Raw genomic sequence first — 12,162 nt, 5'->3', positions numbered from 1 at the left:
GAAACCCTGTTCGGCTATCCGCTAGACGGGGTCGTGCTGAACATCGGCTGCGACAAGACCACCCCTGCCCTCTTGATGGCCGCCGCCACCGTGAACATTCCCGCGATTGCCCTAAGCGTCGGCCCAATGCTGAACGGCTGGTTCAATGGCGAACGCACCGGCTCTGGCACCGTCGTTTGGAAGGCCCGCGAAATGCTGGCCGCTGGTGAAATCGACAACGACGGTTTCATGGACCTTGTGGCGTCTTCTGCCCCCTCGGTCGGTTATTGCAACACAATGGGCACCGCCACGACGATGAACTCCTTGGCCGAAGCCTTGGGCATGCAATTGCCCGGTTCGGCTGCGATACCAGCGCCTTACCGCGAGCGTGGCCAGATCAGTTATGAGACCGGAAAGCGCATCGTCGAAATGGTCTGGGAGGACATACGCCCCTCGGACATTATGACCCGCGCCGCGTTTGAAAACGCCATCGTGATCAACTCGGCCATCGGCGGATCAACCAATGCGCCAATCCATTTGAACGGCATCGCGCGTCACCTTGGCGTGCCGCTGGATAATGACGACTGGCAGAACATTGGCCACGACGTACCGCTTCTGGTCAACCTTCAGCCTGCAGGCGAATACCTTGGTGAAGATTACCAACATGCGGGCGGCGTACCAGCCGTGGTCGGTGAACTGATGGCCGCCGATATGCTGCCGCACCCGAATGCCATCACCGCCAACGGGCAAACCATGGGCGACAATTGCAAAGATAAGCGCAGCGCCAATACCCTCGTAATCAAACCTGTCAGCGATCCGCTTAAGACGCAGGCAGGGTTTATCAATATGAAGGGCAATCTGTTCGACAGCGCCTTGATGAAAACCTCGGTGATCAGCCCCGCGTTCCGCGCGACATATCTGTCCAATCCAGATGACCCTAACGCGTTTGAGGGCCGCGCGATCGTCTTTGAAGGCCCTGAGGATTTCCACCATCGCATAGACGACCCTGCTGAAAATATCGACCCGCAATGCATGTTGTTCATGCGCGGCGCAGGACCCAAGGGCTACCCCGGCGGGGCGGAAGTTGTGAACATGCGACCGCCTGCCTACTTGATCAAGAAAGGCGTTGAAGCCTTGCCGTGTATCGGTGACGGTCGGCAATCTGGCACCTCTGGCTCACCCTCGATCCTGAACGCCTCGCCCGAGGCTGCCGATGGCGGCGGACTGGCGTTATTGCAGACGGGTGACCGCGTGCGCATCGACTTAAACACATGCACCGCCAACATGCTTGTCCCATTGGAAGAGTTGGCAGATCGCGCGCGCAAGCTGGTGGCCGACGGCGGCTATGCGATCCCCGAAAGCCAGACCCCATGGCAGGCGCTGTTCCGCGAAAAGGTCGGCCGCTTTGATGAGGGCATGACGCTGGACGGTTCCACCGAATATCAAGACCTCGCCCGCACGTATATGCCGCGCGATAATCACTAAAAGGAAAAGACGATGAAACTTGTACGTTACGGAGACATGGGCGCAGAAAAAGCGGGCCTGATGGACGGTGATACCTTACGCGACCTGTCGGCCCATGTGGCTGACATCACGGGCGATATGCTGGACGACGCGACACTGGAGAAACTGCGCAGCCTTGACTCCAGCACCTTGCCCGCCGTCAGCGGTACCCCCCGCATCGGTGCCTGTGTTGGCAACATCGGCAAGTTCCTGTGCATCGGTCTGAATTACTCTGACCACGCCGCCGAAACCGGTGCGGCAATCCCCGAGCATCCGATCCTGTTCTTCAAAGCTAACTCCGCCATAGTAGGCCCAAATGACGACGTGGTCATGCCGCGCGGTTCCACCCACACCGACTGGGAAGTCGAGCTGGGTGTCGTCATCGGCAAGACCGCCAAATACGTCAGCAAAGAAAACGCGTTGGACCATGTCGCGGGCTACTGCGTGATCAACGACGTCAGCGAGCGGCACTTTCAGACGCAACTGACAGGACAATGGACCAAGGGCAAATCCTGCGACACATTTGGTCCGACAGGTCCATGGCTGGTGACCCGTGACGAGGTTGCAGATCCGCAAAACCTTGCCATGTCGCTCGACGTGAACGGCAAGCGGATGCAGACCGGAAACACATCGACGATGATCTTTACCGTGGCCGAAATTATCGAACACCTCAGCGGCTTGATGACCCTGCATCCGGGCGATGTGATCACCACGGGCACGCCACCGGGTGTTGGCATGGGGATCAAGCCTGAACCAATTTACTTGAAGGTTGGCGATGTCATGGAACTGACGATCCAAGGTCTCGGCCAACAGCGACAGGAGGTCGGTCAAGATGCCTGATCTTTTGCTCATCGGGGGTGCCACAGATAAAATGATGGCGCGCATGGCGGATAAATTCACTATCCACAAACTGGCGGATGGCGGCTACCCCGTCGACAAAATCACCCATGTTTGCACCAATGGTCATGACGGGATCAAACCCGATGTCATGGCGTCCTTGCCTAACCTCAAGCACATCTCGTGCTACGGCGTGGGTTACGACGCGATCGACACAACCGAAGCCGTGAAACGCGGCATCGTCGTCACCCATACACCGAATGTGCTGAACGCCGAAGTCGCCACGACAGCCGTTTTGCTGATGCTCGCCTGCTACCGCGAAGCGTTGCGCGACGATGCCTATGTGCGGTCCGGCGCGTGGGAGGCCAAAGGCAACGCCCCCCTCACCCGTTCGGCGGATAATCAAACCATCGGCATTCTGGGTCTCGGTCGCATTGGCCAAGCGATCGCCGACAAACTCGCGCCGTGGAACCCTACAATCGTCTACCACAGCCGTAGCAAAAAGGACGTCGCTTACAAATACTACGACGACCTCAAAACGATGGCCGCAGACTGTGATGTGCTGGTTTGCATAACCCCCGGCGGTCCTGAGACGAACAAAATCGTTAACGCCGAAGTGTTGGCAGCCCTTGGTCCCCAAGGCACCTTGATCAACGTCGCGCGCGGCTCTGTCGTGGACGAGGACGCGATGATCACTGCTTTGCAATCTGGCGTACTCGGCTGGGCAGGTTTGGACGTGTTCGCAGCCGAACCGCACGTGCCGCAAGCGCTGCGTGATCTGCCCAACACGGTTTTGTTGCCGCATGTCGGAAGCGGAACGATTGAAACCCGCGCCGCGATGGGCGCGCTAACGGTTGATAATCTGTTGCAGCACCTCAGTGACGGCACCGTGATCAGCTCTGTGCCAGAATGTGACGGGATGTAGCGACATGGCGCGGATCACATCCGTTAAAGCACGATTGTTCGCCGTGCCGCTTGACGAAGTATTGGTCGACGCCAAACACGGCGACCACACGCATTTCCACCTGATCACTGCGACCGTCACGCTGGATGACGGGCGCAGTGGCACTGGCTATACCTACAATGGTGGACGCGGCGGCCATGCGACGGCAGCCATGATTACCCATGACCTTGCGCCGATGCTTACAGGGCTTGATGCCAGCGACGTCGAGGCGCTGTACGACGCGATGCAATGGCATGTACACTACGTCGGGCGCGGCGGTATCGCCAGCTTTGCAATTTCGGCCATCGACATCGCCCTTTGGGATTTGCGCTGTCAGGCGTTAGATCAACCCTTGTGGCAAGTCGCAGGAGGCGCCGCCAAAACCTGCAAGGCATACGGCGGCGGCATTGATCTGGCCTATCCCCTGCCCAAGCTTTTGACCCATGTGCAAAACTACATCGACGCAGGCCTTGGCGGCGTCAAAATTAAGATCGGCCAACCTGATATGGCCGACGACATCGCCCGCATTCGCGCGGTGCGTGCGCAGATCGGATCCGACGCGGCATTCATGATCGATGCAAATTATTCACTCAGCCGTGCACAGGCGATTGAACTGGCCTTAGCGGTCAAAGATCAAAACATCCTTTGGTTCGAAGAACCCATCATCCCTGACGATTACGCAGGCTACGCCGAGGTCACAAACGCCTCGGGCATGGTCGTTGCGCAAGGTGAAAACCTGCATACGATCCATGAATTTGAAATGGCCCTCGCCCAAGGCAATCTTGGCTTCATCCAACCCGATGCCTCCAACTGCGGTGGCATTACGGGCTGGCTGCAAGTTGCTGATATGACGCGCGGCACCGACGTTCCCGTCTGTTCGCACGGGATGCAGGAACTACACGTTTCATTGGTGTCATCCCAAGAACATAGTGGCTGGCTTGAAGTGCACAGCTTCCCCATCGACCGTTACACAACGCGCCCGTTGGTGATAGAAAATCAACGCGCCGTAGCACCTGACGTGGCTGGTATTGGTGTCACGTTCGACTGGCCAAAATTAACCCCGTTCGAAGTCACCTGATGCTCGCCTTCGCCGCTGCTGTTTTTTTCCTGATCATCTCCCCCGGTCCAGGTGTTTTATCGACCGCAGGCGTTGGCGCGGCCTATGGCTACCGCAACGGGCTGGCCTACGTAGCAGGGCTATTTGTGGGCAGTAATTTAGTGTTGCTGCTTGTGATCTCTGGCGTCGCAGCAACTGCACTTACCCTGCCGTGGCTCCGCACAACGCTGCTGATCGCCTCACTCGGATACCTGCTGTGGCTCGCGTGGCGCATCGCCAGCGCGGGCGCGCAAATTCGCTTTATCGAGGCCCGCACGCCGCTGGGGTTTTGGAACGGTTTGGCCCTGCAACCGATCAACCCCAAAGCCTATGTAGTCAGCACAACTCTGTTCACCGGCTTTAGCTTTATGCCCGACGCCCCATGGATAGAGACGGCGATCAAACTGCTGATCATGAACCTGATTTGGATACCCTTGCACCTTGGCTGGCTTGGCGCGGGGATCAGCCTACGCCGCCTTGACCTTGGCCCGCAAGCGCAACGCCGCGTGAACATCGCGATGGCGCTGTCGATGCTGGTCGCGGTCGGTCTGGCGCTTTGGTCGCAGACCTAAAGCGACGCGGTGATCCCGCCGTCCACATAAAGCGTATGACCATTCACAAAACTGGACGCCGCCGACGACAAGAACACCGCAGCGCCCACTAATTCCTCGACCTTACCCCAGCGGCCTGACGGCGTGCGCTTGGCTAGCCACTCGGAAAACTCGGGGTCCGCAACCAAGGCCGCATTCAGCGGCGTATCGAAATAACCGGGTGCGATTGCGTTGCACTGCAACCCATGTTTCGCCCAGTCCGTCGCCATGCCTTTGGTTAGGTTGCCCACCGCGCCTTTTGTCGCCGTGTAGGGCGCAATACCGGGGCGCGCGAGGGCAGTTTGCACGCTGGCGATGTTGATGATCTTGCCTTTGCCGCGTTTGATCATATGCCGCGCCACCGCTTGTCCAACGTGGAACACGCTGGCGACATTGGTTTGCAACAACCGCTCAAATGCATCTGCGGGAAACTCTTCCAACTCACCGCGATGCTGCATGCCTGCGTTGTTGATCAGGATATCAATCGGGCCCGTCTCTGCCTCAAACGCATCGACTGCGGCACGCACTGCGTCATGGTCGGTCACGTCAAAGGAGAGGACTTGCACGGTGCCACCAAGGTCTTTCGCCGCTTGTGCCAGCTTACCTGCATCACGCCCGTTCAAGATAACTTCGGCCCCGGCTGCGGCCATGCCCTTTGCCAAGGCGAAACCGATGCCCTGACTAGACCCAGTGATCAAAACGCGCTGACCCGTAAGGTCAAAAAGAGAGAGGCTCATGTTATTTTCCTTTGGTGCTTTTACAGAAGTATCGTTAGCTTCGGCCAAGTTGTACATAACTAAGTGGGGTCAATTATGCGCGCAGTCGTCATTCACGCAGCACAAGATTTGCGGATCGAAGAACAATCCTCCGTACCCGCGCCAGCCGCTGGCGAAGTCCGCATCAATATGGCTGTTGGTGGCATCTGCGGGTCCGACCTGCACTACTACAATCACGGTGGGTTTGGTGCGGTGCGCCTGCGCCAACCCATGGTGCTGGGCCACGAAGTGTCCGGCCACATCGCAGCCATTGGCGACGGCGTCACAGGATTGATCTCCGACCAACTGGTGGCGGTCTCGCCATCGCGACCCTGCACCGGGTGCGACTACTGCCTGCGCGGCCAACCCAACCATTGCGAGAACATGCGCTTCTACGGCAGCGCCATGCCCTACCCCCACATCCAAGGCGCGTTCAGCCAAGAGCTTATCGTCGACGCCAGCCAATGCGTCCCCGCTGATGGCCTAAGCCCCGAAACCGCTGCCATGGCCGAGCCTTTGGCTGTTTGTTTGCACGCAATGCGCCAAGCAGGCGACTTGGTTGGCAAGACGGTTCTGGTCACAGGGTGTGGGCCCATCGGTGCGCTATCGATACTCGCAGCCCGTCGCGCCGGTGCTGCGAAAATCATCGCGACCGATCTGTCAGACTACACTCTCGACATGGCCAGAAAATGTGGCGCAGACGTTGTGTTGAACTTGGCGAGTGACAGCGACGCGATTGCGCCCTTCACCGCTGGAAAAGGACAGATCGACGTCCAGTTCGAATGCTCTGGCGCTCCAGCGGCGCTTTCGTCAGGTATAGCTGCCTTACGCCCAATGGGGACACTTGTGCAACTTGGCATGGGCGGCGATATGACCGTCCCGATGCAAGCAATCACGGCCAAAGAGTTAACCCTGCGTGGGTCGTTCCGGTTTCACAGTGAATTCGCGACAGCCGTGGCGATGATGCAAAAAGGGCTGATCGACGTCACCCCTTTGATCACGCATAAATTCGGCTTGGACGACGCAATAGATGCGTTCGAAATGGCTAAAGATCGCGGCCAAGCCATGAAGGTTCAGATCGCCTTTACCTGACGCGGGTACTGTCAGAGGAAAATGGCTTGAAGCCAGAAGGGGGCTTTCGTAGCATCGCTGAATGTCAAAACCTTCCCCATTTCGCTACTTTAAAACCAGCCCTGAAGTCATCCGCTTGGCAGTGATGATGTACGTCAGGTTTCCGCTGTCGCTACGCAATGTCGAGGATCTTCTCCACGAACGTGGTATTGAAGTAAGCCACGAGACCGTCCGGTTTTGGTGGAATAGGTTTGGCCCACTTTTCGCCTCTGAGATTCGTAAAGGTCGGATCAATCGCACGCGATCGCATTCAAACTGGCAATGGCATCTGGACGAAGTTTTCGTGAAGATTAACGGCGAGACGCACTATCTGTGGCGCGCGGTGGATCACGAAGGCGAGGTACTGGAGAGCTTTGTCACAAAGCGACGTGATCGCAAAGCAGCATTGAAATTCTTAAAGAAAACAATGAAACGATTCGGCAACCCACATGTCATCGTGACGGACAAACTCAGATCTTATGGTGCTGCAATGAAGGTCATTGGCAACGCCGACCGGCAAGAAACGGGTCACTGGAAAATAATAGAGCTGAGAATTCACACCTGCCTTTTCGACGACGGGAACGGGCAATGCTGCGGTTCCGGAACATGCGCAGTTTGCAAAAGTTCACCGCAGTTCATTCCTCCGTCTGCAAGGTACTGTCAGAGGAAAGTGGCTTGAGGACAGCAAGGCAGTTTCGTAGCTTCACCGGATGTCAAAACGCTCCCCATTTCGGTATTTCAAAACCAGCCCTGAGATCATCCGCCTTGCGGTGATGATGTACGTTCGTTTTCCACTATCACTTCGGAACGTGGAGGATTTACTTCACGAGCGGGGCATCGATGTCAGCCACGAAACGATCCGGTTTTGGTGGAATAGATTTGGTCCGCTTTTCGCCTCTGAAATCCGTAAAGATCGGATCAATCGCACGCGATCGCATTCAATCTGGCAATGGCATCTGGACGAGGTTTTTGTGAAGATCAACGGCGAGACCCACTACCTTTGGCGCGCTGTTGATCACGAAGGTGAGGTTCTCGAGAGCTTCGTCACAAAGCGCCGTGATCGCAAAGCAGCATTGAAATTCCTCAAGAAAACAATGAAGCGGTATGGCAATCCGGAAGTAATCGTCACGGATCGCCTTAAGTCATACGGCGCTGCGATGAAGGTGATCGGCAATGCCCGGCGCCAAACGACGGGGCGGCGACTGAACAATCGCGCTGAGAATTCGCATCTTCCGTTTCGACGACGAGAGCGCGCGATGTTGCGGTTTCGGCGGCTACAATCTCTACAAAAGTTCGTCGCCGTTCATTCTTCGATCTACAACCATTTCAATCAGGAACGCCACCTCAATTCACGAACTAATTTCAAACTCAAACGAACTGCCGCACTTGCCGAGTGGCGGGATCTTTGTTCCGCATAAGTTCACGCAAAACGCCGTACACTGAGACTAGTTCGAATTAGTCTGACAGCATCCGCATTCATGGCAAAAATTTTTGGCACCTCTCGGCTTGGCCGCTTTATTCGCAACAACGCTCGATTTAGTAGTTTCACGGAGCGCCTTGTTGGACGGCTGTCCAAGTTCGGCCCAAAGTAACGGGTGTTATCCCGCCGCAGCACTCATTGATTGGCGGGGGCTTTATTCCGCATAAGCTCCCGCATTCCGCCGCAAACTGAGGCCAGTTCGAAGTAATCTGACAGCATCCGAAGGCCGAATACTGGTCAAATTGCTTGCGCTAACATTTTCTGCGCGAGGTTCTGTTGACGCCCCCTCACGGCCATGTTTCACTGCATTTCAGTCCAATGCTGCAAATGAATGGGTCGGAGTTTCAAAGATGCCAAGCGAGCTCCCTGACTTTTTGACGCAGGGCGACATTGCGGCCCTGAACGCAGGTACCCATCATGCACCCTTTGATGTGCTTGGTCCCCACAAGAGCGGAAATCGGCGCTGGATCACTGTCTTTCAGCCTGACGCCGTTGAAGTGGTCGCAACGGTCGGCGGAAAACCAACCCCGTTGAACCGCATTGAAGGCGCTGTTTTTGCAGGCCCCGTCGCGGGCAAGACCTATACGTTGACGATGTGTTACGCTGATGGCTCTAAATATACGACGCCTGATCCTTTCGCCTTTGATCCAGTCCTGACGGACTTCGACCAGTACCTTGTCGGCGAAGGCACCCACAAAGAGCTTTGGCGCGTCTTAGGTGCGCATATCACCAGACATCAGCGCACAGATGGCACGCATTTCGCGGTTTGGGCACCTAACGCCCAGCGCGTTAGCGTTATCGGCGACTTCAACAACTGGGATGCGCGGCGTCACCCAATGCGGCCAGCAGGCCAGACCGGTGTTTGGGAGGTCTTTTTGCCAACTGTCGGCGAAGGCGCAAAATACAAGTACCAAATCACCACTGCCGATGGGGGCAGCGGTCAAAAGGCCGATCCTGTCGGGTTCGGGTCGCAGCACCCGCCTGAAAAGGCGTCTATCGTGCGCGATATTACAGGCTATGGTTGGAACGATCAGGCATGGATGAAATCGCGTGCCAAGCGCGCAGACCGCGCCAGCCCGATTTCAATTTACGAGGTCCATTTGGGGTCATGGCGGCGGCGCTATGATGATCACGGCAGGCCGCTCAGCTACAAAGAACTGGCGCGCGATCTGGTGTCGTACGTCAACTACATGGGCTTTACGCATATCGAATTGATGCCCGTGTCAGAGTTCCCTTTCGATGGATCATGGGGTTATCAGCCTGTGGGTCTTTATGCGCCGACAATCCGGTTCGGGCCCCCTCACGAATTTCGCGATTTTGTAGAGGCCGCGCATAACGCCGGTATCGGCGTCCTGTTGGATTGGGTTCCGGGGCATTTCCCGACCGATGATCACGGGCTAGCGCAATTCGACGGTACCGCCCTTTACGAACACGCCGACCCGCGCGAAGGGTTCCATCAAGACTGGAACACGCTGATCTATAATTACGGGCGCCGCGAGGTGAAAAACTATCTGGTCGCCAACGCGCTTTATTGGCTGAAGGAATACCACCTTGACGGGCTGCGCGTCGATGCGGTGGCGTCGATGCTGTACCGCGATTATTCGCGCAATGACGGCGAATGGGTACCAAACAAAGACGGTGGCCGCGAGAATTACGAGGCGATCGCGTTTCTGCAAGAAATGAACATCGCGACCTATGGTGCCGACCCAAGCATTATGACCGTAGCCGAGGAAAGCACGTCTTTCCCTGCTGTTTCGCAACCTGTCCACACGGGCGGTCTGGGCTTTGGTTACAAGTGGAACATGGGTTGGATGAACGACACGCTGCGGTACATGGAAACCGATCCGATTTACCGCCAGCATCACCATCACCTGATGACCTTTCCTATCGATTGGGCGTTCACGGAAAACTTCATCCTGCCGATTAGCCACGATGAGGTTGTGCACGGCAAAGGGTCGATGTTGACCAAAATGCCGGGCACGACATGGGAAAAATTTGCAAACCTGCGTGCCTACTATGCGTTCATGTGGATGCAGCCGGGCAAAAAGCTGCTGTTCATGGGCTGTGAATTTGCGCAACCCGAAGAATGGAACCACGACAGGGAACTGAACTGGGGTGCTGCTGAACTGCCTGCGCACAAGGGTATTCAACATTTGATCCGTGATCTGAACGGACTCTACCGCGATAATCCGGCGCTTCACGTCAATGATTGCGCCGCGGACGGGTTTGCCTGGCTCAGCAATGATCCGACACAATCCACAATTGGTTTTGTGCGCTACGGCGCAAAAGATGACGCGCCTGTCGTGGTGATGTGCAACTTCACACCCGTTGCGCGCGATGCGTTCCAGTTGGGTGTTCCAAGCTCAGGTTTCTGGGAGGAGATCTTGAACACCGACGCCGCCGTTTACGGGGGCGAAAATCGCGGGAACTTGGGCGGCTGTGCGGCGCAAGATGTGCCAGCAGACGGCCATGCGCAGTCCGTGACGCTGACGTTACCGCCGCTTTCGGTGGTCGTGCTGCGCAAACGCGATAGAATTAAATAATCATAAGGGGGGAACGACATGCCGACTAAGCGTATTACACAAAGGTCCATGGTTTTCGTATTGGCTGGTGGCCGCGGAAGCCGCCTTAAGGAACTCACAGACCGCCGCGTAAAACCTGCGGTGCCATTTGGCGGCAAAGCACGGATTATCGACTTTGCTCTGTCGAATGCCATGAACTCTGGCATTCGCAAAATGGCCATTGCCACGCAATACAAGGCGCACAGTCTCATTCGCCACACCCAGCGCGGATGGAACTTTCTGCGGCCAGAGCGGAATGAATTCCTTGATGTGCTGCCCGCTTCGCAGCGCGGCGGCAATGAAAGCTGGTACAAGGGAACCGCCGATGCGGTGACCCAGAACATCGATATCGTTGACAGCTATAACGTGGATTACGTAATCATCCTTGCCGGTGACCATATCTACAAGATGGACTACGAAATCATGCTACGCCAGCACGTGGAATCAGAAGCGGATGTCACCGTTGGATGTCTTACAGTCCCCCGCATGGAGGCAACTGCCTTTGGTGTCATGGACACCGATAAAAACGGGCGCATTACCAGTTTCCTTGAAAAGCCCGCCGATCCACCTGGCACGCCAGAGGACCCCGACCTCGCACTTGCCTCGATGGGTATCTATGTCTTCGACTGGAAATTCCTGCGTGCTCTGCTGAAGAAAGACGCAGAGAATCCCGATTCTACGAACGACTTTGGCAACGATCTTATCCCCGACATCGTCAAGGGCGGGAAAGCCATGGCGCACCGCTTTGACGAAAGCTGTGTGCGTGCCGAAGGCGCACCTGCCTACTGGAAAGACGTTGGCACAGTCGACGCTTTCTGGCAGGCGCATATCGACATGACAAGCTTTACCCCAGAGTTGGACCTCTGGGACAAAAGCTGGCCGATCTGGACATACAACGAGAGTGTCCCTCCGGCGAAGTTTATCCACGACGAACGTGACAGACGCGGGATGGCAATTTCTTCGATGGTATCGGGCGGGTGCATCATTTCGGGTACCGAAGTGCGCAACTCTGTTCTGTTTACGAACGTGCATACCAATTCCTATGCGGTGCTGGATCATGCGGTCGTGCTGCCAAATGTGGTCGTGCATCGCTCTGCCAGATTGCGACAGGTCGTTGTGGATTCCAGCGTCATCATCCCCGAGGGTCTGGTTGTTGGCGAGGACCCCGTCGAGGACGCAAAGTGGTTCCGTGTCACAGAACGCGGCACCACGCTGATCACCCAAGCGATGTTAGACAAAAGGGCCGCCTCTATATGACCAAAGCGCTTTTCGTTGTGTCTGAATGTGCCCCGCTGGTGAAAACCGGCG

10 protein-coding genes and 1 pseudogene are annotated in these 12,162 nt (G+C 56.5%); 10 read left to right on the top strand and 1 reads right to left on the bottom strand.

Annotated elements, in window-relative coordinates; genetic code table 11:
• The 5 genes from QZ197_RS11400 to QZ197_RS11380 form a co-directional block, all read left to right on the top strand.
• Positions 1-1,464, top strand: a 1,464-nt coding sequence (locus QZ197_RS11400; protein ID WP_296432091.1) for an IlvD/Edd family dehydratase, incomplete at its 5' end; no start/stop codon positions are given.
• A 12-nt stretch (positions 1,465-1,476) separates the two neighbouring features.
• Positions 1,477-2,322: a fumarylacetoacetate hydrolase family protein gene (locus QZ197_RS11395; RefSeq protein WP_296432090.1), complete on the top strand. Its 846-nt coding sequence runs from the start codon at positions 1,477-1,479 to the stop codon at positions 2,320-2,322.
• Positions 2,315-3,244, top strand: coding sequence for a 2-hydroxyacid dehydrogenase (locus QZ197_RS11390; RefSeq protein ID WP_296432089.1), 930 nt, complete (start codon positions 2,315-2,317; stop codon positions 3,242-3,244). Before QZ197_RS11395 ends, QZ197_RS11390 begins: the two co-directional genes overlap by 8 nt.
• Before the next feature lie 4 nt (positions 3,245-3,248).
• Positions 3,249-4,340, top strand: coding sequence for a mandelate racemase/muconate lactonizing enzyme family protein (locus QZ197_RS11385; RefSeq protein ID WP_296432088.1), 1,092 nt, complete (start codon positions 3,249-3,251; stop codon positions 4,338-4,340).
• Positions 4,340-4,930 carry a LysE family translocator gene (locus QZ197_RS11380; protein ID WP_296432087.1) on the top strand — a complete coding sequence of 197 codons (591 nt, stop codon included), beginning with the start codon at positions 4,340-4,342 and terminating at the stop codon, positions 4,928-4,930. Before QZ197_RS11385 ends, QZ197_RS11380 begins: the two co-directional genes overlap by 1 nt.
• On the opposite strand, the gene QZ197_RS11375 is transcribed toward QZ197_RS11380, so the two are convergent.
• On the bottom strand, positions 4,927-5,685 hold the full coding sequence (locus QZ197_RS11375) for an SDR family oxidoreductase (RefSeq protein ID WP_296432086.1): 759 nt from the start codon (positions 5,683-5,685) through the stop codon (positions 4,927-4,929). The genes QZ197_RS11380 and QZ197_RS11375 overlap by 4 nt on opposite strands.
• A 75-nt stretch (positions 5,686-5,760) precedes the next feature.
• Here QZ197_RS11375 and QZ197_RS11370 point away from each other — a divergent pair, with 75 nt between their 5' ends.
• The 5 genes and pseudogenes from QZ197_RS11370 to glgC all read left to right on the top strand — a co-directional run bounded on the left by QZ197_RS11370 (position 5,761) and on the right by glgC (position 12,111).
• On the top strand, positions 5,761-6,795 hold the full coding sequence (locus QZ197_RS11370; protein WP_296432085.1) for an L-idonate 5-dehydrogenase: 1,035 nt from the start codon (positions 5,761-5,763) through the stop codon (positions 6,793-6,795).
• Between the two features lie 61 nt (positions 6,796-6,856).
• A pseudogene (locus tag QZ197_RS11365) lies at positions 6,857-7,461 on the top strand (IS6 family transposase); the annotation flags it as partial.
• 62 nt (positions 7,462-7,523) lie between these two features.
• Positions 7,524-8,231 carry an IS6 family transposase gene (locus tag QZ197_RS11360; protein ID WP_296432084.1) on the top strand — a complete coding sequence of 236 codons (708 nt, stop codon included), beginning with the start codon at positions 7,524-7,526 and terminating at the stop codon, positions 8,229-8,231.
• 412 nt (positions 8,232-8,643) lie between these two features.
• The gene (gene glgB / locus QZ197_RS11355) at positions 8,644-10,836 is read left to right on the top strand and encodes a 1,4-alpha-glucan branching protein GlgB (protein ID WP_296432083.1); all 2,193 of its coding nucleotides are present in this window, start codon (positions 8,644-8,646) and stop codon (positions 10,834-10,836) included.
• 18 nt (positions 10,837-10,854) lie between these two features.
• On the top strand, positions 10,855-12,111 hold the full coding sequence (gene glgC / locus QZ197_RS11350) for a glucose-1-phosphate adenylyltransferase (RefSeq protein ID WP_296432082.1): 1,257 nt from the start codon (positions 10,855-10,857) through the stop codon (positions 12,109-12,111).
• Positions 12,112-12,162 lie beyond the last annotated feature (51 nt).

It is taken from the genome of Yoonia sp., assembly GCF_017854415.1.
GTDB lineage: Bacteria > Pseudomonadota > Alphaproteobacteria > Rhodobacterales > Rhodobacteraceae > Yoonia.
The sequence above is the reverse complement of the archived record's forward strand: the minus strand, read 5'-3'. Positions and strand labels throughout refer to the sequence as shown.

What these genes read in the sequence shown, in the direction of transcription:
- QZ197_RS11370 (WP_296432085.1), top strand. Translation starts at nt 5,761, where the DNA reads ATGCGCGCAGTCGTCATTCACGCAGCACAAGATTTGCGGATCGAAGAA.
- QZ197_RS11375 (WP_296432086.1), bottom strand. Translation starts at nt 5,685, where the DNA reads ATGAGCCTCTCTCTTTTTGACCTTACGGGTCAGCGCGTTTTGATCACT.
- QZ197_RS11385 (WP_296432088.1), top strand. Translation starts at nt 3,249, where the DNA reads ATGGCGCGGATCACATCCGTTAAAGCACGATTGTTCGCCGTGCCGCTT.
- QZ197_RS11395 (WP_296432090.1), top strand. Translation starts at nt 1,477, where the DNA reads ATGAAACTTGTACGTTACGGAGACATGGGCGCAGAAAAAGCGGGCCTG.
- glgC (WP_296432082.1), top strand. Translation starts at nt 10,855, where the DNA reads ATGCCGACTAAGCGTATTACACAAAGGTCCATGGTTTTCGTATTGGCT.
- QZ197_RS11380 (WP_296432087.1), top strand. Translation starts at nt 4,340, where the DNA reads ATGCTCGCCTTCGCCGCTGCTGTTTTTTTCCTGATCATCTCCCCCGGT.
- QZ197_RS11360 (WP_296432084.1), top strand. Translation starts at nt 7,524, where the DNA reads ATGTCAAAACGCTCCCCATTTCGGTATTTCAAAACCAGCCCTGAGATC.
- QZ197_RS11390 (WP_296432089.1), top strand. Translation starts at nt 2,315, where the DNA reads ATGCCTGATCTTTTGCTCATCGGGGGTGCCACAGATAAAATGATGGCG.
- glgB (WP_296432083.1), top strand. Translation starts at nt 8,644, where the DNA reads ATGCCAAGCGAGCTCCCTGACTTTTTGACGCAGGGCGACATTGCGGCC.